Origin of the sequence: Duganella caerulea (assembly GCF_040362985.1) — a bacterium.
GTDB lineage: Bacteria > Pseudomonadota > Gammaproteobacteria > Burkholderiales > Burkholderiaceae_D > Rugamonas > Rugamonas vulcania.
Genome location: NZ_BPWJ01000013.1, coordinates 56,710 through 77,330, shown reverse-complemented (window position 1 = coordinate 77,330; position 20,621 = coordinate 56,710). Strand labels below are relative to the sequence as shown.

The 20,621-nt window shown below is 66.1% G+C and carries 16 protein-coding genes; 6 read left to right on the top strand and 10 right to left on the bottom strand.

The window, feature by feature from the left end; translation table 11 throughout:
- The first annotated feature begins 53 nt into the window (after positions 1–53).
- Positions 54–2,366, top strand: a complete 2,313-nt coding sequence (locus ACUJB0_RS28455) for a coiled-coil domain-containing protein (protein WP_444848190.1) — start codon at positions 54–56, stop codon at positions 2,364–2,366.
- A gap of 204 nt (positions 2,367–2,570) precedes the next feature.
- On the opposite strand, the gene ACUJB0_RS28450 is transcribed toward ACUJB0_RS28455, so the two are convergent.
- From ACUJB0_RS28450 to ACUJB0_RS28440, 3 genes are read right to left on the bottom strand one after another with little or no spacing between them, the layout of a single operon-like run.
- Positions 2,571–3,527, bottom strand: coding sequence for a hypothetical protein (locus tag ACUJB0_RS28450; protein WP_444848189.1), 957 nt, complete (start codon positions 3,525–3,527; stop codon positions 2,571–2,573).
- Positions 3,528–3,532: 5 nt separating this feature from the next.
- Positions 3,533–3,904 carry a DUF8785 domain-containing protein gene (locus tag ACUJB0_RS28445; RefSeq protein ID WP_444848188.1) on the bottom strand — a complete coding sequence of 124 codons (372 nt, stop codon included), beginning with the start codon at positions 3,902–3,904 and terminating at the stop codon, positions 3,533–3,535.
- Positions 3,905–3,941: 37 nt separating this feature from the next.
- Positions 3,942–5,000: a DUF475 domain-containing protein gene (locus ACUJB0_RS28440; protein ID WP_444848187.1), complete on the bottom strand. Its 1,059-nt coding sequence runs from the start codon at positions 4,998–5,000 to the stop codon at positions 3,942–3,944.
- 107 nt (positions 5,001–5,107) lie between these two features.
- On the opposite strand from ACUJB0_RS28440, the gene ACUJB0_RS28435 reads away from it, so the two are divergent.
- The 4 genes from ACUJB0_RS28435 (at position 5,108) to ACUJB0_RS28420 (ending at position 11,874) form a co-directional block, all read left to right on the top strand.
- Positions 5,108–5,530 (top strand): divergent PAP2 family protein, encoded by a 423-nt coding sequence (locus tag ACUJB0_RS28435; RefSeq protein WP_176363911.1) that lies wholly within the window; start codon positions 5,108–5,110, stop codon positions 5,528–5,530.
- Between the two features lie 264 nt (positions 5,531–5,794).
- A complete protein-coding gene (locus ACUJB0_RS28430) occupies positions 5,795–7,009 on the top strand; it encodes an efflux RND transporter periplasmic adaptor subunit (RefSeq protein WP_444848186.1) in 1,215 nt (404 codons plus the stop codon).
- Positions 7,010–7,012: 3 nt separating this feature from the next.
- Positions 7,013–10,234 carry an efflux RND transporter permease subunit gene (locus tag ACUJB0_RS28425; protein WP_444848185.1) on the top strand — a complete coding sequence of 1,074 codons (3,222 nt, stop codon included), beginning with the start codon at positions 7,013–7,015 and terminating at the stop codon, positions 10,232–10,234.
- A 227-nt stretch (positions 10,235–10,461) separates the two neighbouring features.
- Positions 10,462–11,874 (top strand): OmpP1/FadL family transporter, encoded by a 1,413-nt coding sequence (locus ACUJB0_RS28420; RefSeq protein WP_444848184.1) that lies wholly within the window; start codon positions 10,462–10,464, stop codon positions 11,872–11,874.
- 46 nt (positions 11,875–11,920) lie between these two features.
- Here ACUJB0_RS28420 and ACUJB0_RS28415 read toward each other — a convergent pair whose 3' ends face one another.
- Positions 11,921–12,163: a hypothetical protein gene (locus ACUJB0_RS28415; RefSeq protein ID WP_444848183.1), complete on the bottom strand. Its 243-nt coding sequence runs from the start codon at positions 12,161–12,163 to the stop codon at positions 11,921–11,923.
- Positions 12,164–12,336: 173 nt separating this feature from the next.
- Between ACUJB0_RS28415 and ACUJB0_RS28410 the strand changes: the two genes are divergently transcribed.
- Positions 12,337–13,074, top strand: a complete 738-nt coding sequence (locus tag ACUJB0_RS28410; RefSeq protein WP_444848182.1) for a hypothetical protein — start codon at positions 12,337–12,339, stop codon at positions 13,072–13,074.
- 2 nt (positions 13,075–13,076) lie between these two features.
- On the opposite strand, the gene ACUJB0_RS28405 is transcribed toward ACUJB0_RS28410, so the two are convergent.
- The 6 genes from ACUJB0_RS28405 to ACUJB0_RS28380 form a co-directional block, all read right to left on the bottom strand.
- Positions 13,077–14,477, bottom strand: a complete 1,401-nt coding sequence (locus tag ACUJB0_RS28405) for an L-cystine transporter (RefSeq protein ID WP_444848181.1) — start codon at positions 14,475–14,477, stop codon at positions 13,077–13,079.
- 234 nt (positions 14,478–14,711) lie between these two features.
- Positions 14,712–16,061, bottom strand: coding sequence for a sensor histidine kinase (locus tag ACUJB0_RS28400; protein ID WP_444848180.1), 1,350 nt, complete (start codon positions 16,059–16,061; stop codon positions 14,712–14,714).
- On the bottom strand, positions 16,058–17,476 hold the full coding sequence (locus tag ACUJB0_RS28395; protein WP_444848179.1) for a sigma-54-dependent transcriptional regulator: 1,419 nt from the start codon (positions 17,474–17,476) through the stop codon (positions 16,058–16,060). The genes ACUJB0_RS28400 and ACUJB0_RS28395 overlap by 4 nt, the downstream gene beginning before the upstream one ends.
- A gap of 14 nt (positions 17,477–17,490) precedes the next feature.
- On the bottom strand, positions 17,491–18,699 hold the full coding sequence (locus ACUJB0_RS28390; RefSeq protein WP_444848178.1) for an ABC transporter permease: 1,209 nt from the start codon (positions 18,697–18,699) through the stop codon (positions 17,491–17,493).
- Entirely contained in the window at positions 18,696–19,934 is a 1,239-nt protein-coding gene (locus ACUJB0_RS28385; protein ID WP_444848177.1) for an ABC transporter permease, read from the bottom strand. The genes ACUJB0_RS28390 and ACUJB0_RS28385 overlap by 4 nt, the downstream gene beginning before the upstream one ends.
- Positions 19,935–19,949: 15 nt before the next feature.
- Positions 19,950–20,612: an ABC transporter ATP-binding protein gene (locus ACUJB0_RS28380; protein ID WP_444848176.1), complete on the bottom strand. Its 663-nt coding sequence runs from the start codon at positions 20,610–20,612 to the stop codon at positions 19,950–19,952.
- Between the last annotated feature and the right edge of the window lie 9 nt (positions 20,613–20,621).

Sequence of the window (20,621 nt, the reverse complement as noted above, 5' to 3'; positions counted from 1 at the left end):
AGAACTCAGAAGTCCCGGTGGGTGCCGGGGCATATCGTCTAGCGAGAACTCTCATGCAAGCACAACTGGCCAAACAAGACAGCGCACCAGACAGCGTCACTTTGCTCCCACTGGTATCGCTGCATGACCCGGACGAACCAAGCCACACCCCGCGCGCCGCGATGGAAATGAAGGCGATCCAGGAAGCGATCGCCCGCGTCGAGGCCGACGCCAAGGCCGCCTGCGCCGCCGAGAACCGCGCCCACGCCGAAGCCCGCGCCCGCGCGCTGGCCGAAGACCGCGCCGCCATGGATGCCGCCGCAGCAGCTGTCGCGCTGCAGAATGCGCAAGCGTCGGAGGAGGCGATCGCCGCCAATCGCGAGCGCCTGGAATCGCTGCGCGCCGCCGCCCAGGCCAGCGTGGCCCGCCTGGATGCCGTCAAACAGGAAACCGCCGAGCTGCGCGCCCGTGTCGAGGCCGACACCCAGATCCGCGTGGCCGCCGAACAGCGCGCCAAAGCCGAGAACGAAAGCCGCAAGCGCGCCCACGAACAGATCGCCGCCGAATCCGAGCTGGCTGAGCAGGCCGCGCGCGCCGCCGAGGAACTGGCGGCGCAAACCGAACAAGCCCGCCTGCAGGCGGTGGAGCGCGTGGCCGCCGTGCAGGCCGCCAAGGAAGAGGTGGTCGGGATCGCCTCGGCCGACGCCCGCGTGGCCACCTTGGCCCGCGAACGCGAGCGTCACGCCCACGCCGCCCGCCAGACCGCGCAGATGCTGGCGCAAGCCGAAGCCGAGGCGCTGGACCTGACCGTGCAGCGCGAACGCGCCGACCAGATCGCGCTGGAATCGGCCTTCAACCGCGCCGCCGCCGAGGTGCGCGCGCTGGAGGAGGCCCGTGCGCTGGCGCATCTGGAGCAGGAACGTGAACAGATCGCGCTGGCCAAGGCCGAGTCCGAGCGCAGCGCCGCGCAGTCGCTGCATCTGCGCCTGCAAACCGAAAAGGAAATCCGCGATGCGGCGATCCACCGCGAGCGTCTGGAAATGGTGGCCGCCGCCAGCGCCCAGGCGCGCCGCGACGCCGACGCCAGCATCCTGGCCGCCACCGAGGCGCGTATCGAGGTCGACAGCCAGCTGCGCGCTGTCGCGCTGGCCCGTGTGCAGGCCGAGCAGGAAGCCGAACTGAAAACCCACGCCAAGGTCGAGGCCGAAACGCTGGCGCTGGAACAGGCCAAGCTGCGCCAGGCCGCCGATGAAGCCGCCGCCGAGGCGGCCCGCGCCGACAGCCTGGAACAGCAGCGTGCCGCCGAGCTGGCCGAGGAACGCGCCGCCCTGTCGCGCGCCGCCGCCGAGCTGGCCGCCAGCCAGAACGCCGCCGAACAGCAGGAAATCGCCACGCTGGCGCTGCACGTCGAAGCGCAGGATCAGGCCAACGCGCTGGCCATGCAAAAGGCCGCGCAGGCCGAGGCGTTGCTGCAAGCCGAGCAGGCCCGTGCCGCCGCCGAGCAGCAAGCCATCGCGGCGCTGAAGGAAAAGCTGCAAGCCGAACAGGAAGCCAGCGACGCGGCGCAGCAGCGCATCGCCGCCGAGCGCGCGCAGACCGAAGCGTATCGCGAGCAGAAGGAAGCCGAGCAACGCCTGGCCGCCGCCGCCGACAAGGAAGCCGAGGCGGCGCGGGTGATGGCGCAGCAGGTGTCGCTGGAGGCTGAGCAGAAAGCCATCGCGGGACAGGCATTGGCGGCGCAGGCGCGTCTGGCGGTTGAGCTGGGCGTGGTGCATGCCGAGCGCGCCCGTGTCGAGCAGGAGAAGGCCGCCGCCGCCGAAGCGTTGCTGCTGGCAGAACGTGAATTCGTGGAGACCGAGCGTCAATCGCTGGCGCTGATCGACCAGAAGCTGACGCAGCAGCGTCTGACCACGGCCTCGGAAATCCGCGCATCGAAAGCGATCGCCGGTCGTCTGGAAGCCGAGCGCAACGTCGCGACCAATGCGCGCCAGCGTGCCGACGCCGAGCAGGCCGAAGCCGACGCGATGCATCAGCGCGAGCAGGCCGAGCAGGCAGCCACGCAGGCCGTGGCCGACAAGGCCGCCGCGCAGCAGGCGCTGCTCGAGGCTGCACAAGCGCACGCGGCGATGCAGCGCAAAGTGGCCGACACCACGGCCGCGATGACCGCCGCCAAGCAGCAATTACTGGAACTGGAAACCCGCCGTCACGCCGCCGCGCAAAAAGCGTTGGCTGCGGTGCAGGCGAAAGTGGCCGCGGCGGCCGGCGAATGCAAGCAAGCGGAAGAGGGCGCAGGCATCGCCACGCTGGACGCCGCACGCGCCCGCAAGGAAGCGGCTCGCCTGGCGCCGCCGGCCGAAGCAGGCAAAGCCGTCTGGCGCGCCCGCTAAAAAATTGCGGTCAAAAAATTGGGGTCAAGTCTGACATTCGGACACGAGCCCTACCGTAGTGTCTCGCTACGGTAGGGCTCGTGTCCGAATGTCAGACTTGACCCCAAGTTCGCGGCAGAGCTCGTGTCCGAATGCCAGACTTGACCCCACCGCATGCGGCAGAGCTCGTGTCCGAATGTCAGACTTGACCCCAAGTTGTTTTGGTTAGTAGTTGTAGCCGAGGCCGATTAGCAGCAGGTCGGCGTCGCGGTGGTAGTCGGTGACGACGCGGTTCAGTGACAGCGTGCCGACCATCCGTTTGTTGAAGTGGTAGCGCCCGGCTACCGATACCAGCCCCGCCTGGTGCGAGCGCGTGCCCGGCACGTCGTGCAGCTCGAAGGCCAGGTAGGGCCCGACGCCCATCCCCAATTCCATCTCGCGGTTCAGGGAACGGATCAGCCACAGCTGTGTCGCCACGCCGCTGCGGTGCGTGCCGGCCGAGGTGCCTTCGCGCAGGGCGCTTACGGTCCAGTCCACATAGCGCGCGATCGCGCGCCGGTATTCGATGGTGCCGGCCCGCGAACGCTCCGACTCCAGGCTGTTGACGATGCTTTGCCCGGCCATCACCGTCAGCGTGTCGTCGGTGGATTTGCCGCCGTCCAGGTGCAGCTTGTCGCCGCGGACGGTGTCGAAGCGGTAGCCCACGCCCACCAGCAGCGAGGTGGTCGGATCCTTGGCGCCGCTCGGGACGACGCGGTTCAGCTGCACCTGCGTGTACCAGTTGCTGGGATGGTGCCAGGTGGCTTGCACGCTGTAGATCGGCGCCCAGCCGTGGTCGTTGACGTAGGCCTCGCCGCCGCCGTGCGGGCGCGAGGTGTCGAAGAAATAGTACTGGCCCACGCCCACACCCCACGACATGCCGCGCTGGTCGACAGGCGTACGCAGCCACACCTGGCCGGACACGCCGTCGCGGTGGTGGTTGTCCGGATGCCCTTCATTCAGGTAGCCCAGGCTGAGCGCGAGGTAGTCGCCGTACGGCTGGACGTAGTTGACGCCGACCGCGAACGAGCGCTCGCCGTTGCCGCTGACGCGCAGCGCGCCACCCTGCATCGACAGGTCCTGCGCGGACACGGCGCCCGCCGTCAGCAGCGCGGCGAGCAATAGGGAGGGGCGCTTGGACATGGCGCTCAGGGCTGGACCTGCACCTTGGTGATGTAGTACTCGGTCTCGCCGAAGCACTGGCTCGGCACGCCCTTGTGCTGGGCGTAGCTGAGCACCACGCGCTTGCCGGTGGCGGACATCAGCTGCTGGGCGACGCCGTCGTCGCGCACGCTGAATTCAAACTTCTCGGGTATCGCGCCCGGCATCGAGGTCAGCAGGATCTCGCCTTCCCAGGTCTTGCAGACCCAGCCCCGGCTGGAGAACTTCTGCAGGTAGCCCGCCCGTTCGCCATCCGAGTAGGAGACGTGCAGCATGACCCAGGTGTAGGCGGCGAACAGCAGCAGGACGACGCCCAGCAGGCCGGCGAGGTAGAGGGTGACGCGTTTGGATGTGGTCATGGTTACGCTTGAGTTGAGTGCAATGTTTTTAATCTTATCACGCGGCCAGCCGGCGCTTGTGACGGATCGACGACCAGAGCGACACGGCGATGAAGGCCGCGCCCGACAAGCCGGTCAGCCATTCGGGCACATGGTATTTGACACTGGCCAGCATGATCAGTGCCAGAATGCCGATCGCGTAGTGGGCGCCGTGTTCCAGGTAGACGTATTCCTCCAGCGTGCCTTTGTGCACCAGGAACACGGTCAGCGAGCGCACGAACATGGCGCCGATGGCCAGCCCCAGCATGATGATGACGACGTCGCTGGTGATGGCGAAGGCGCCGATCACGCCGTCAAAGCTGAACGAGGCGTCCAGCACTTCCAGGTACAGGAAGCCGCCGATGCTGCCGCGCGCCACCGTCGCCACCACCGCGCCGACGCCGGCCTCGGTGATGTCGTCGTCGTCCTCGGGCGGCTCTTCCTCCAGCAGCGTGCTGATCCAGCCGACCGCCAGGTAGACCACCACGCCGATCACGCCGGCCGCCAGCACCGTGTACTTTTCCTCCATCGGCACCAGGCCGACGCAGCCGAACACCGCGCCCAAGGCCAGCAGCACGGCCAGGGTTTCGGTGCCGTGCTGGCCCATTTTCTTCTCCAGCCAGCCCAGCCAATGCAGCTCCTTTTCCTCGTCAAACAGGAAATTGAGGAACACCAGCAGCAGGAAGGCGCCGCCGAAGGCCGCCACCTGGGCGTGGGCGCCGGTCAGGTGTTTGGAGTATTCGGCCGGGTTGGCGGTGGCCATGTGCCACACGTCCGCCAGCCCGAGGCCGGTCGCCAGCGAGACGATCAGCAGCGGGAACAGCAGCCGCATGCCGAACACGGCCACGACGATGCCGACCGTCAGGAACAGCTTTTGCCAGAACGCGTCCCAGTGCCGCAGCACCGAGGCGTTGACCACCGCGTTGTCGAACGAGAGCGACACTTCCATCACGCCCAGCACGGCGGCCACCCACACCGCCTGCAGCAGGCCGGTGGTGCCGCCGTGTTGGTAGCCCCACCAGGCGGCCAGCGCCATCAGGACCAGGGTGACGGCAAATGAGAGTCTGAAGTGTTGCATCGTTGTTTTTATGGAAATGGGGACAGGGCTGAATTTTATATTACTTGCTTCCGTCGCTGGGGACCCTTCTGCGATAATGTCGCCACAAAAATGCAAAGGAACCATCGATGGACATCGCTTATCTCGTCACCCCGCTGATCACCTGGATCACGGTCGGACCGATCAAGTTTCTGATTAATAGCGCCAAGGCGCGCAAATGGGCCTTCAACCTGGTCGGCAATGGCGGCTTTCCCAGCAATCACAGCGCGGTGGTGTCCAGCATGGCGACCCTGATCGCGCTGCGCGAGGGCATCGGCCATCCGGCCTTCGGCGTGGCCGTCACCCTGTGCTTCATCGTCGTCATCGACGCCAACAGCCTGCGCCAGCACGTGGGCAAGCAGGCGGCGGCGATCAACCGCGTGGCCAGGGACGACGCCGGCCACCACTGGCTGCGCGAGCGCATGGGCCATACGCTGGTGGAAATCGCCGGCGGCCTGTGCACCGGCATCGCCATCGCCCACGTCATCCACGCCGTGTTCGGCCGCGGCTGATCCGTCCTGTTCCGGCGCGCCGTCCTGGCGCGCCGTCCCGCTTCCCGGCGGTTTTGCTGTTCTTTTGGCCGCTCCGGCCTATCCTGATACTTCTGATAATTCACCGTTTATCCCAGCATTTGGCAATTCAGCCACGTTTTTTGCCGTCCAGTCGCACTTGCATTGACCGTTTTCGGACACTCAGGGATACTCTGCGCCCTGTAGTCTGGCTAAAACTTTACAAGCTATTAATAGCACCCACGTGCCACTTTCTCGGAGAACTGTATGTTGCGCAAAACCCTTCTAGCTCTCGCCGTCGCTTCAGCCCTGGTTGCCTGCGGCAAGTCCTCCAAGGAGCCTGAAAAGGCGGGCGCCAGCGCCTCGGCCACCGCCGCCAAGGGTGGCAAGGACGGCAAGGACGCCGCTCCAGCAGTCCTGGCACTGGCGCCGGAGGACCTGCTGACCATTGAATCGAACGCGCTGGCGTCCGGTCCGGTCATCACCGGTTCGGTCCAGCCCGAGCGCAAGGCCGACCTGCGCGCCGAGGTGAGCGCCGTGGTGTTGCAAGTGATGAAGGAAAACGGCGAGGCGGTGAAGAAGGGCGATATCCTGGTGCGCCTGGACGAGACCTCGATCCGCGACGCCCTCAATTCGGCCGACGAGGCCACCCGCGCCGCCCAGCAGTCGCTGGAGCAGGCCACCCGCATGTTCGAGCGCCAGAAGACGCTGCGTTCGTCGGGCATGGTGTCGACCCAGGCGCTGGAGGATGCCGAGATTCGCCGCAACAACGCCCAGAGCGAGCTGGCGGCCGCCCGCTCGCGCTCGGTCGCGGCGCACCAGCAACTGACCCGCACCCTGGTGCGCGCGCCGTTCGACGGCATCGTCAGCGAGCGCAAGGTGTCCAACGGCGACACCGCCGCCATCGGCAAGGAACTGATCAAGGTGATCGACCCGTCCAGCATGCGCTTCGAGGGCCTGGTGTCGGCCGACAAGATCGGCGTGGTCAAGGTCGGCCAGCCGGTGCGCTTCCGCATCAACGGCTACCAGAACCGCGACTTCAGCGGCCGCGTCAAGCGGGTCGATCCGTCGGCCAACGCGGTCACGCGCCAGGTCGAGGTGCTGGTCGAGTTCGCCGGCAAGGACATGCCGGGCGTGGCCGGGCTGTACGCCGAGGGCCGGGTCGAGTCCGACGTCTCGAACGCGCTGATGATCCCGGATTCGGCGCTGGTCACCAGCGGCGACCACAGCTACACCTGGCGCGTCAACGGCAAGGCGCTGAACAAGGCGCCGCTGACCATCGGCGTGCGCGATCCGCGCACCGGCCAGTGGGAAGTGCGCAGCGGCCTGGCCGCCGGCGACCGCGTGCTGCGCGTGCCCAACTCCGGCTACAAGGATGGCCAGGGCGTCGAGCTGACCGCGCCGAAGGTGGCCGGTTCCGGCAACGGCGCGGCCCAGGCCTCCGCCGCGACCTCCCCAAGCACCGCTCCGAAAGGGAACTGATCCATGTTCTTATCCGATTTCAGTATCAAACGGCCGATCGCGACCATCGTCCTGATCGTCGCCATGATGTGCCTGGGCTTGCTGGCGCTGAAGAAGCTGCGCGTCAACCAGAACCCGGACGTCGAGGTGCCGTTCATCATCGTCAGCGTGCCGTATCCGGGCGCCTCGCCCGACACGGTCGAGCGCGAGATCGTCAACCGCCTGGAGAAGCCGCTGCTGGCCATTTCCGGCGCCACCAAGATCGAGAGCGCGGCCAACGAGGGCTCGGCGCAGATCTTCATCGAGTTCAGCTTCAAGAAGAACCTGATCGAGGCTTCCGACGAGATCCGCAACGCCATCGCCTCGGTGCGCTACAAGCTGCCGCTGGAGATGCGCGAGCCCATCCTGCAGCGCATCGACCCGGCCTCCGATCCGGTGATGCAGATCTCGCTGTCGTCGACCAGCCAGAGCCACGCCGAGATCTCGCGCCTGGCCGAGGACACGCTGTCGGACCGCTTCCGCGCGGTGGACGGGGTGTCGCAGGTGCAGGTCAACGGTTCGCTCAAGCGCGAGCTGTCGGTGCTGCTGCACGCCGAGAAGCTGCGTGAATACAATGTCTCGGTCAGCGACGTGGTCAACGCGCTGCGCAACCAGAACACCAACGCGCCGGTGGGCAAGGTGCGCGGCGTGCTCGACGAGAAGAGCATCCGCCTGGTGGGCCGCATCATCACCCCGCGCGAATTCGAGGGCGTGGTGGTCAAGCGCAACGGCGACGAGGTGGTGCGCCTGGCCCAGCTGGCCACGATCGAGGACGGCTTCGCCGAGGTCGACGGCGTGAGCATCCGCAGCGGCAAGCCCAACGTCGGCATCGCCATCTCCCGTTCACGCGACGCCAGCACGGTGTCGGTGGCGGCCAAGCTGCGGGAGGAAATCAAGGCCATCAACGCCACGCTGCCGGCCGGCACCAAGCTGGAGATCACCCGCGACGGCGGCGACGATTCCCAGCGCAGCCTGAACAACGTGATCGAATCGCTGGTGCTGGGCGCGGTGCTGACCATCTTCGTGGTGTACGCCTTCCTGAACTCGTGGCGCTCGACCTTGATCACCGCGATGAGCCTGCCGACCTCGGTGGTGGCGGCCTTCATCGCCGTGTGGCTGTGCGGCTTCACGCTGAACTTCATGACGCTGCTGGGCCTGTCGCTGGCGATCGGCGTGCTGATCGATGATGCCATCGTGGTGCGGGAAAACATCGTGCGCCACATGCAGATGGGCTTTGACCGCCGCACCGCCGCGCTGAACGGCACGGCCGAGATCGGCCTGGCCGTGGCCGCGACCACCTTCTCCATCATCGCCGTGTTCATTCCGGTGGCCTTCATGCCGGGCATCTCCGGTGAATGGTTCCGTCCGTTCGCGCTGACGGTGACGTGCTCGGTGCTGGTCAGCCTGGGCATCTCGTTCACGCTCGATCCGATGCTGTCGGCCTACTGGGGCGACCCGGTCGACCACCACACGGCGCCGAAAAAAGGCCTGGGCAAGTTCCTGCAGAAGTTCAACGACTGGTTTGACCACCAGTCCGACCGCTACGGCCACGTGATCGCCTGGGCGCTGCACCACCGCCGCTGGATGGCGATGATCGCCTTCGGCACCTTCGTCGGCGCCATCGTGTTGCACGCCAAGTTCGGCGGCTCCAGCTTCCTGCCGGCGGCCGACCGCAGCACCATCGCCATCGACGTGCGCATGCCGCCGTCGGGCAGCGTGGAGATCGCGCGCCGCAAGATGGAGACCATCGCCGCCATTGCCCGCACGATTCCGGAGACCAAGGACACCAACTCCAACATCAACGCCGGCGGCGGCCGCATCTACCTGGACATCGGCAAGCGCCAGAACCGCAAGCGCACCGCCTTCCAGATCGGCGCCGAGCTGCGCGAGAAGATGAGCCACATCGCCGGTGCCGAGATCTCGGTGGTCGACGACCTGGGCAACCAGGGCAAGCCGGTGCAGATCGAATTCACCGGCCCGGACTCGCGCCGCCTGATGGAAATCACCAACGCCTACATGGACAAGCTGCGCCAGATCCCTGGTGCGGTGGATGTCGGCCTGTCGCAGCAGGATCCGAAGAACGAGCTGCAGATCGAACTGAATCGCGGCCTGGCCAACTCGATGGGCATTTCCGTCAACGACGCCGCGCAATCGCTGCGGGTGGCGTTCGCCGGCGTCGAGGTGGGCGACTGGGTCGACCCGACCGGCGAATCGCGCGACGTCGCGGTGCGCCTGGCGCCGGAAGACCGCGTCAACGCGGAAAACATCGAGCGCCTGCCGATCTCGGTGACCGGCACCAACCAGATGGTGCCGCTGGACCAGATCGCCACGATCACGATGGGCAAGGGCCCGTCCACCATCGAGCACAAGAACGGCAAGCGCACCGTGACGGTGTCGGCCAACGTGCAGGGCCGCTCGCCCGGCGAGGTGACGGCCGACGCCATGAAGCTGGCCAACTCGATCGACTACCCGCCAGGCTACGGCCTGGACCTGGGCGGCGACGGCAAGAACCAGACCGAGCTGTTCACGGAAATGGCGATCGCGCTGGTGATGGGTATCGGCCTGATGTACCTGATCCTGGTGATGCAGTTCGGCTCGTTCACGGCGCCGGTGGCGGTGATGCTGTCGCTGCCGCTGTCGCTGATCGGCGTGGTGCTGGCGCTGCTGGTCACCAGCAGCACCTTGAACCTGATGAGCTTTATCGGCGTCATCATGCTGATGGGCCTGGTCGCCAAGAACGCCATCCTGCTGCTGGACGCGGCCCGCAAGCGCGAGGCCGAGGGCTACGGCCGCGAGGACGCGCTGATGTACGCCGGCCGCATGCGCCTGCGTCCTATCCTGATGACCACCTTCGCGCTGATCGCCGGCATGTTCCCGGTCGCGCTGGGGCTGGGCGAGGGCGGCGAGTTCTACCGTCCGCTGGCGATCGCCATCATCGGCGGCACCATCACCTCGACCATCCTGACCTTGCTGGTGGTGCCGACCTTCTACGACAGCATCGAGATCGCCAAGGACCGCGCGCTGGCCAAGTTCCACCGCCGCGCGGCGCGCTGGACGGCGGCGCCGGCGCTGGTCATGACGCTGGTCGAGGCCCTGCTGACGCTGATCTTCGTGCGCCTGGTGTTCCGCATGCTGATGTGGGTGGTGTACAAGGTGACGGGCAAGGGCGGCCGTGGCGTGTCGTCCGGCGCGCTGGATCCGCACTAAGTCGCTGTTTTAGCGACACTAAAAAAGGGCCTGCGGGCCCTTTTTTTACGCCGTCAATGCAGAGCAACTGCTCGGTTTCAAGGTATAAATTAGAGTTTTAACTCTAACGACTTGCCTTTTGAATAGTTTTATAAATGTAGTATGCTGCTGGCCTCCTGCACCGGTTTCGGCGCAAGAAATCCAGAAAAACCTGGCGCAGAGCCGCCTACTTATAAAGCGAGACCACAATGCAACACAAATATCTCCCCCTGATCATCGCCGCCGCTCTGAGCGCCATGTCCGTGGGCGCCCAGGCGTCCGGCTACCGTTTCGGTTCGCAGAGCGTATCGGCCCAGGGCACGGCTGACGCCAACGCCGCTGAAGCCAACGACGCATCGACCATCTTCTACAATCCGGCCGGCCTGTCGCGCCTGGACGGCCTGCAGATCAGCGGCAGCGCCACCGTGGTTGTGCCGCACTCGACCTTCAACGACAGCGGCTCGACCCGCTTCACCGGCACCCCGACCGGCGGCACCGCCGCCAACGACTATGTGCCAAGTTCGGTCACCGCGCCAGCCTTCTACCTGAGCAAAAAGCTGAACGACAAGTGGACCGTCGGCATGGGCATGTTCGTGCCATACGGTACCAAGATCAACTACGGCAGCGAATGGACCGGCCGCTACGCGCTGTCCGACGTGAAGCTGGAATCGATCACGCTGAACCCGTCGGCCTCGTTCAAGCTGGACGAGCGTCACGCCTTCGGCTTCGGCATCGACGCCGAGTTCATGAAGGCCAGCCTGGGCCAGGCCGTCGACGTGCCGGGCACGATCGCGGCGCTGCGCGGCACGCCGCAATCGGCGGCGCTGGCCAAGCAGATCGCTCTGCTGGGCGGTAACCCGCAACTGCTGGCCACCGCCAAGGACGGCCACGGCTCCAACGACGGCAAGGACTGGGGCTGGGGCTTCAACCTGGGCTATATGTTCACGCTGGACAAGGACACCCGCTTCGGCCTGTCCTACCGCTCGTCGATCTCGCACAAGCTGCGCGGCAGCACCGTGTGGGACTTCTCGAAAGTGACCTCCGACCCGGTCGTCAACGGCGTGCTGGCCAAGTCGTCGAACAAGGCCAACTCGGCCGCGCTGGTTGAGCTGCGTACGCCTGAGACGCTGTCGGCCAACGTGTTCCACCAGTTCGACGCCAAATGGGCCGGCATGGCCGACGTGACCTTCGTGCGCCACAACCGTCTGGGCGACCTGGACATCCAGTTCCCGGGCACCACCGAAGGCGCCGAAGTCATCCGTCAACAGTGGAAGAACACTGTGCGCGTTTCGCTGGGCGGCAACTACGCCTACAACGAAAACCTGACCCTGCGCGCTGGCGTGGCGTATGACGAGTCGCCAGTCAAGAACGCCGAGCTGACCCACCCAGCGCTGCCGGACAGCGACCGCATGCAGTACTCCATCGGCGCCAACTGGAAGCTGGATGCCCGTTCGTCGATCGACCTGGCGTACAGCTTCCTGGACTTCAAGGACGCGTCGATGAACTACACCAACAAGTGCAACCCGGTGATGACCACCTGCACGGGCAACGGCGAAACCACGCGCGGCACGTACCAGACCCATCTGTCGCTGATCGGTATCGCTTACAACTACAAGTTCTAAACCGAAACGACGCAGCATAAAGGGCCTACGGGCCCTTTTTTTACGCCTATTGAGTGGTCGCAGGCGGCGCGCTGCTCTGGGCCGGTGGCGTGGCCGCTGGCGGCGTGGCGGGCGTGGTGTTGTTGGGTGTGGTGCTGTTGTTGGGCGGCGTGGCCGGCGTGGTCTGTTCCGGCGTGGTGACGGCGGGCGTTGGTGGCTGGTCCGCCGCGTGCTTGTTGCAGCCGCCCAGCAAGGCGGCCGCCGTGGCCGCACCCAGTAACAGTCGGCAAGTCAGGGAGATCGTAGTCATCATTTTTTCCTTTCAACTCAGGGAAAAAATTAGACCGCGTGGCCGCCCGGCGGTTCCCACGATTTTTTACCGCCAGCGGGGTGACTATTGGAGAGTATTAACGTATGGCAACAGTGCTAGGCTATCACTATTCCAATTTTCATCAACTTGAGCGAGAAAACATGATTGTGCAGATGTCGAAAAAGACCGCGCCGCTGGCCCTGGCTGGCTTGATTGCAATGTCCCTGGCTGCCTGCGGCGGCGGTGGTGGCGGCGCGTCGCCGGGCAACAGCACCGCCGCCACGGTGGTCACCAGTGTCCCGGTCCAGCAAGGGCTGGCCTACGCGTTCACGCACGGCATGCAGTCGAGCCTGGCGATCTCGGGCAGCACCAGCAGCGGCAGCGTGACCTATCCGCTGTCGGGCACGCTGACCTACACGCTGGGCGCCGCGGTCAACGCCACGTTCAATGGCGTCGCGGCCATGCAGGCGACGGAAACGATCAGCGGCACATTGACCGGCAACGGCGTCACGCAGCCGCTGTCCATTTCCAGTCCCTTGTACGTCAATGCCCAGTACGCGCCGATCGGCTCGAATGAGCCGGGCAACTATTGCGTGGCGACCAGCACGGCAGGCTATCCGGCCAGCGCCACGGCCGGACAGAGCGGCGACCTGGCCAGCTACAACTGCTACTCGGACAGCACCAAGCGCACGCTGGTCGCGACGCAAAAAATCACCTATGTCACGACGGCCGGCGACGACAGCAACAGCCTCAATGTCCAAATGCTGAGCACCGTCTACGATGGCTCGAACAAGCTGCAGGGCTCCGTGAGCACGACGTACTCGATCACCACGGCCGGCGTGCCGAAACTGATCCGGCTGCAGATGTCGGAAGTCGTCGACGGCATTTCCATCAGCATCGACGCCAGGTAGGATCAGGCGGCCTTGCGGTCGCTGTCGACCGGCAGCTCGGCGTCGCTGGCGAACACGCGCAGGTCGGTCTCGCCCAGCACCCGGCTGGTGACGGTGCCGGCCGCGATCGAGCCGCTGACGTTGAGCGCGGTGCGGCCCATGTCGATCAGCGGTTCGATCGAGATCAGCAGGCCGGCCAGCGCCACCGGCAGGTTCATCGACGACAGCACGATCAGCGCGGCGAAGGTGGCGCCGCCGCCCACGCCGGCCACGCCCACCGAGCCGATGGTGATGATGGCCAGCAGCGGCGCGATGAAGCTTACCGTGAACGGATCGATGCCGACGGTGGGCGCGATCATCACCGCCAGCATGGCAGGGTAGATGCCGGCGCAGCCGTTCTGGCCGATGGTGGCGCCGAACGAGGCGGCGAAGTTGGCGATGCCTTCCGAGGTGCCCAGGCGCAGCGTCTGGGTCTGCACGCTCATCGGAATGGCGCCGGCGCTGCTGCGCGAGGTGAAGGCGAAGGTCAGCACCGGCAGGATTTTCTTCACGTAGCGCGCCGGGTTGAGGCCGGCGCCGGAGACGATCGCCAGGTGCACGCAGAACATCAGGATCAGCGCGCTGTACGAGGCCAGCACGAAGTCGATCAGGTGCAGGATGTCGGTGTAGCTGGAGGTCGACACCACCTGCGCCATCAGCGCGAACACGCCGTACGGCGTCAGGCGCAGCACCAGCGTGACGATGCGCATGACGATGGCGTGGGCGACGTGGATGAAGCGCTCGAACGAGGCGAACACGTCCGGCTTCTTGTCGTGGATGCCGGTGGCGGCGATGCCGATGAACACCGAGAAGATCACCACCGCGATGGTCGAGGTCTTGCGGCCGCCGGTCATGTCGAGGAAGGGATTGGCGGGGATGAAGCTCAGCAGCATGCTCGGCAGCGAGATCGCCTGGGCCGCCTCGACCTTGCCCTGCAGGTAGACGCCACGGGCGACGTCGGCGGCGGAGGCGGTCAGGCCGACCGCGCTCAGGTGGAACACCTTGGCCATCAGGATGCCGAGGCCGGCTGCGATCAGGGTGGTCAGCATCAATATACCGATGGTCAGCGCGCTGATCTTGCCCAGCGAGTTGATGCCCTTGAGCTTGAGGATGGCGGAAATGATGGACACCATAATCAGCGGCATGACGATCATCTGCAGCAGCTTGACGTAGCCGGAGCCGACGATGTCGAGATAATCGCCGGTGGTTTGCAGGGCGGGGGAGGTGGCGCCGTACAGCGCCTGCAGCGCCGCGCCCAGCAGCACGCCCAGGCCCATGCCGGTGAACACCCGCACCGAGAACGACGCATGCCTGCGCTGCTGCGCGTACAGCACGCCGAGCAGGACCAGTGCCGCCAGCAGATTGAGAATTACATTGATCGTCATGGGCTGCCCTTTGCTGCGAGAAGGAATGTGGCCGAGGCCGCTAAAGAAGCGGCCATTTTATATGCGATTGGGGCGCCCGAACGAATTTTTGGCGATAACCATATGCGCCAAACGATGTTGGGGTCAAGTCTGGCATTCGGACACGGCCTCTGCGGTAGCGGGCGCTACGGCAGAGCTCGTGTCCGAATGCCAGACTTGACCCCAACGCTTTACGGCGGAGCTCGTGTCCGAATGTCAGACTTGACCCCCGGGTTGGAGCCAGATGTCGAAGCGGGTTGTGCCTTGGCCGGTGGCGGCCAGGCGGTAGCTGAAGCCGTGTCGGTTCAGTACTTCGCGCACGAACAGCAGGCCTATGCCTTGGCCCCCTTTTTTTGTGGTGAAGAAGGGCGTGAACAATTGCCGCGCCGGGACGTCGCCCAGCAGGTCGCCGGAGTCGATCACCGAGAGACGCACGCCACCGTCCTCGGCCGCCAGCACCAGGTCGATGCGCTTGTCTTCGGCCGCGCCGGCTTCCACCGCTTCCATCGCGTTCTTGACCACATTAAGCAGCGCTTGCTCCATCAGGTGCCGGTCCAGCGCGATGGCGGGCACGTCGTCGCAGCGCTGCCAGCCGATGTGGATGCCGCGGCTGCGGCAGGGCTCGCGATACAAATAAAGTATGTCGTCCATGACGTCGCGCACGGCGTTGGGCCGCAGCTCCGGCGCCGGCATCTTGACCACCCGCGTGAACCGTTCGATGAACTCGCCCAGGCTGACGTTGCGCCGCTTGACGGCGACGATGGCGGTGCTGAAGTCTTCGCCGTCGCGCTCGGCCAGCTGGCTGCGGTAGTACAGCAGCGAGTCCAGCACCGAGCCGGTGGCCGCCACGGTGTTGTTGACCTCGTGCGCCAGTACGCGGATCAGCTTGTCGTAGGCGGCTTTTTCCGAACTCTCCAGCTCGGCCGTGAGCTCCTCGACCAGCAGGAAGTGGCGCGCGAAGCCGCGGTCGTAGAAGCGGCCGCGCTGGCCACGGTAGCGGCGGCCGTCGGTGTCGGTCAGCAGCTGGCTTTCACCCAGTGGCAGCGCGTCGAGCTGGGCCAGCAGGCCGGGGTAGTCGCCGCCGTCGGCCGGCAGGCAGGCCGACAGCGGCTGGCCCTTGGCGTCGTCGCGCTTGAGCAGCGCCTGCGCGCTGGCGTTGAGCAGGCTGATGCGTCCGTCGAAGTCGAACACGATGACCGCGCTCGGCGTCGCTTCCAGCAGCCGGTCGAGGAAGCCTTGCTGTTCGCCCAGCTGCAAACGCTCCTGGTACAGCGCGCCCAGCATGGTGTTGAACAGCTGGACCAGTTCGTTCAGTTGCGGATCGCCGCTCTGCTGCAGGCGCGCCGCGTAGTGCTGGTCCTGCAGCAGGTCGTGGAAGTGGCGGGTGTAGCTGAGTGGCTCCAGCGCGCGCCGGATCAGCCGCACACCCAGCGCAAAGCTCAGCAGCACCGCGGCCTCCAGACCCAGCATCAGCAATGGTGCCTGCTTGAACAGGGTGATGGTCAGCCCCAAAAACAGCAGGTGGGCGACTGTCAGGTAGCCATACAGCTGGTGGCGCAGGCTCATGGACGCGCTTCGTGGGCGGCCTCGGGCGCGACGCCGCCGCCCAGGCCGTGCCGCTCCAGCCGCCGGTACAGCGCGGTGCGGCTCAGGCCCAGCGCCTTGGCCACGCGCGAGATATTGCCCTGGTGCTGCTCCAGCGCCTTGGCGATCATGTGGCGCTCGACCTGCTCCAGCGTCATGCCATCCACGCCCAGCCGCTGGCCGCCCAGCGCGCCGCCGTGCTCGTGCTGCTCGGTGGCGATGAAGTCAGCCTGCTTCAGTTCGCTCTTGCCTACCAACAGCAGGGTGCGCTCCAGCGTCTGCTTGAGCTGGCGGATATTGCCCGGCCACGGTTGCGCGCTCAGCCACTCCAGCGCGGCCGGCGCGATGGTGGCCGGCCCCAACCCGTAGCTGGCCGACACCTGGCCGATGATGTGGCGCGCCAGCAGCGGGATGTCGCTGCGGCGTTCGCGCAGCGGCGGCAGGCGGATGGTGATCAGGTTGAGCCGGTAGAACAGGTCCTCGCGGAACTCGCCGGCCGCCACCAGCTCGGCCAGCTCGCGGTTGGTGGCCGACACCACGCGGATGTCGGCCCGCTCGGTGCGGCTGGCGCCCACCGCCTGGTAGGTCTGGTCCTGCAGCACGCGCAGCAGCTTGACCTGGTCCGAGCGGTTCAGCTCGCCGATCTCGTCGAGGAACAGCGTGCCCTCGTGCGCGCTGGCGATGTGGCCCTTGCGGTCGGTCCTGGCGTCGGTGAAGGCGCCGCGCACGTGGCCGAACATTTCGCTTTCGAACAGCGATGGCGTGATCGCCCCCATGTTGATCTTGACGATGGCCTGCGCCGCGCGCGGGCTGTTGCGGTGCAGGGCGTCGGCGATCAGCTCCTTGCCGCAGCCGCTTTCGCCGAGGATCAGCACTGGCGCCCGCGTGGCCGCCACCTGGCCGACGGTGGCCAGCACCTTCAGCAGCCGGGGATGCTCGCCGACGATGCCGCTGAAATCGAACTGGGCGTCGAGCGCGGCGCGCGTCGGACAGCCGGCCGGGGCGGGCGCGGCGGTGTCGAGCGTGGTGCGGATCAGCTCCATCAGCTGGGCGTTGTCCCACGGCTTGGTGAAGAAGTTGGCGGCGCCGGCTTGTACGCCCTTGACCGCCAGCGCGATCGAGCCCCAGGCGGTCATCAGCAGCACCGGCGGCGCCGGTTGCAGCTGTTTGATGTCAGCCAGCAGCTGCAAGCCTTCCTCGCCGCTGGTGCGCAGCGAGAAGTTCATGTCCTGCAGCACCAGGTCGGCCGGCTGGCGCGCCAGCTGCTCCAGCGCCTGGCGCGGGTCGTCGCAGCACACGGTGTCGAAACCGGACTGCTTGAGCAGCAGCGCCAGCGACACCTGTACCGCGCTGTCGTCGTCGACGATCAGGATGCGTGGTTTGCGGGTTGATTCCATCAATTCAAACTGGCCTATTCATAGTGCAGCGCCTGGGTCGGGCTCAGGCGCGCAGCGCGCCAGCCCGGATAGAGCGAACACAGCAAGGATAGCAGATAGATCACGCCGGCCGATAGCGCCGCCGCCGTCAAAAACACCGTCCAGTTCAGGCTGTCGCCCAGCGCGCCGGTCAGCGGCAGCTGCACCAGCAACAGCAGCGCGATGGCCATGGCGCCCGAACTGAGCAGCATCTGCTCGACGATGATCTGGCTGTAGATGTGGCCGGAATCGGCGCCGATCGCGCGCCGTAGGCCGATCTCCGGAATGCGCTGGGTGGTGTTCTGCCACAGCACGCCGAACAGGCCGAACGCCACCATCACCAGCAGGAAGGCAGCGATCACCGCCAGCACCGTCAGCGGTATGGTCTGGGTCTTGATCATCGAGGTGCGCATGTCGGCCACCGGCGAAATGGTGTAGCTCCAGTCGTTGCGCACCAGCTTGAGCTGGCGGTTGAGCGCCGCCTCGAAGGTGCGCGGCGTGCCGGGGCGCACCTTGAGCTGGATCGCCTCCAGCCCGCCTTCGCCGGCGCCCGTCTGGTGGCGCACCAGCATGAAGTTAGGCGGCGACATGAACTCGCCCTGGCTGCGGAACTCCTCGACGATGCCGACCACCTTGAACTGCTTGAGCGCTTTCTTCGGATCGTCCTCATCCTCGGTGAACACCTGGCCCAGCGCCTGCTTGCCGTCGAACAGCTTCTGCGCCAGCCGGCGGTTGATGACCACCGGCCGCTCGGCCGCGCCGTCGTCGGCCTGGGAGAACCAGCGGCCCTCGGCCAGCGTCATGCCGACCACGGCGGGGAATTCATCGCTGATCTGGAACAGGTTGGAGACGAACTTGCGCTTGCCTTCGCGCAGCGTGAATTCGCTGATCCAGTTCGACGACTGGTAGACCGGGAAGCTGCTGAAGCCGACTTCCTGCACTTCCGGCAGCGCCTTCAGGCTCTGGCGGAATTTATCGTAGATCAGCGGATCGGCCTCGATGCCGCCCTCGTTGCGGGCGTTGAGCGAGGCCGACCACACGTCCTGGTAGCTGAAGCCGGTCGGCATCCGGTACAGCTGGTAGCTGCGCAGCGCGAACGCGGCAATGGCGAACACCACCACGAAGGCCAGCAGGATTTCCAGCGACAGCATCATATTGCGCGACTTGCGTTTCCAGATCAGTTTCAATAAGTGGCGCAGCATCATGCGGCTCCTTTCAGGGCGTGGACGGGGTCGAGGCGGGACATCTTCCAGGCCGGCAGCACGCCCGACAGCAGGCCGAACACGGTCGCCAGCAGCAGGCCCATGCCGAACACGGCCAGGTTCAGTTCCACATGCAGGTAGGGGATCAGGCCCGAGCCTTCCAGCCACCACAGCACCACCCGCGCGCAGGCCAGGCCGATCAGGCCTCCGGCCAGGCACAGCAGCACGTTCTCCAGCACCAGCTGGCGCACCAGGTGGGCGCTGGTGGCGCCGAAGGCCTTGCGCACGCCGATCTCGCTGCTGCGCTCCAGGATGCGGCCGGTGTTCAGGTTGACCAGGTTGAGCGCCGGCAGCGCCATGAACAGCAGCATCAGGCCACCGATCACCAGCAGCAGCTTGCCGGCGCCGGAATCGGCGCCTTCCTGTTGCAGCAGCATGCGGGCGAACAGGTCGAGCTTGCTGTCGCCCCAGACGCGGGCGATGTTGTATTCCTTGGGATCGTCAAACACCACGGTCTTGGCGGCCGCCTCGATGTCGCGCCGGATGCGCGGCAGGTCGGCCGCCGAGTGGGCCAACACCATGACGGCGAAGTTGCCGAAGATCTGGTTGCGGTAGTCGGTCGACGGGAAGGTGGTGATGGGCGCCCAGATGTCGGAGAAGGCGTTCAGGTGCATGGCGTCCTCGACCACGCCGATGATGGTGAAGTACTGGCCGCCGATGCTGATCTTCTGGTCCAGCGCCGGCTGGCCGGGAAACAGCTTGCGCGCGGTGCTGGCGTTGACGACCGCCACGAAGCGGCCCTGGTCGAGGTCGGCCTGGTCCGGCACGCGGCCCTGCAGCACCTTGAAGTCGAGGATCTTCCAGTATTCGGCATCGGTGCGGCGCATCAGCAGTTCGCTGACGCGGCCCTCCTGGTACACCGACACGGTTTCCGGCATGGTGGTGGCCGATACCGCCTCCACGCCAGGCAGCGGTTTGATGTACTTGTCGATCAGCTTGAAGCCGAGCGGGCTGCGGCGCACGCCCTTGCCCTCGGTGTGGCGGGCCTCGATCATGATGGCCTGCACGAAGCGGTCGCTCTTGCCCTCGACGCCGCTGGGGAAGAAGGCGTTCTGCAGCAGCGCCGTGACCACCAGCAGCACCACCAGCGTCAGCACGATGCACAGCAGGTTGATGGCGGTGAACAGCTTGCGGCGCATGAAGACCTTCCACGCGGTCAATAGATAATTCCTGAACATGGCGTCCCCTTAAACTTAAGCGACCAGCTGGCCGTCGAACACGCGCACGATGCGGCTGGCGCGCTTGGCTTCCTGCTCGTCGTGGGTGACCATCACCACGGTCGTGCCTTCGCTGTTGAGCTTGAGCAGGATGTCCATCACCTCCTGGCCCATCTTGCTGTCCAGGTTGCCGGTCGGCTCGTCGGCCAGCAGCACCTGCGGCTGGCCGACGATGGCGCGGGCGATCGCCACGCGCTGCTGCTGGCCGCCAGACAGCTGGTTGGGGTAATGGTCCATGCGCGCGCCGAGGCCGACTTTTTCCAGCGCCTCGCGCGCCAGCCGCTGGCGCTTCTTGGCCGACAGGTCGCGGTACAGCAGCGGCAGCTCGACGTTGTCGATCACGCGCAGGTCGTTGATCAGGTGAAAGCTCTGGAAGATGAAGCCGAAGGTGTTGTTGCGCAGCTTGGCCACGTGCTTGTCCTTGTACGAGGCCACCGGCGCGCCGGCCACGTGGATGGCGCCGCTGCCTGGACGGTCCAGCAGGCCGATCAGGTTCAGCAGCGTGCTCTTGCCGCAACCGCTGGGGCCCATGATGCAGACGAATTCCGACTTCTCGACATGCAGGTCGATGTCCTTCAGGGCCAGGGTTTCGACCTTGTCGGTCTGGTAGGTTTTGCTGACGTTGCTCAGGCGGATCATGATGCGGTC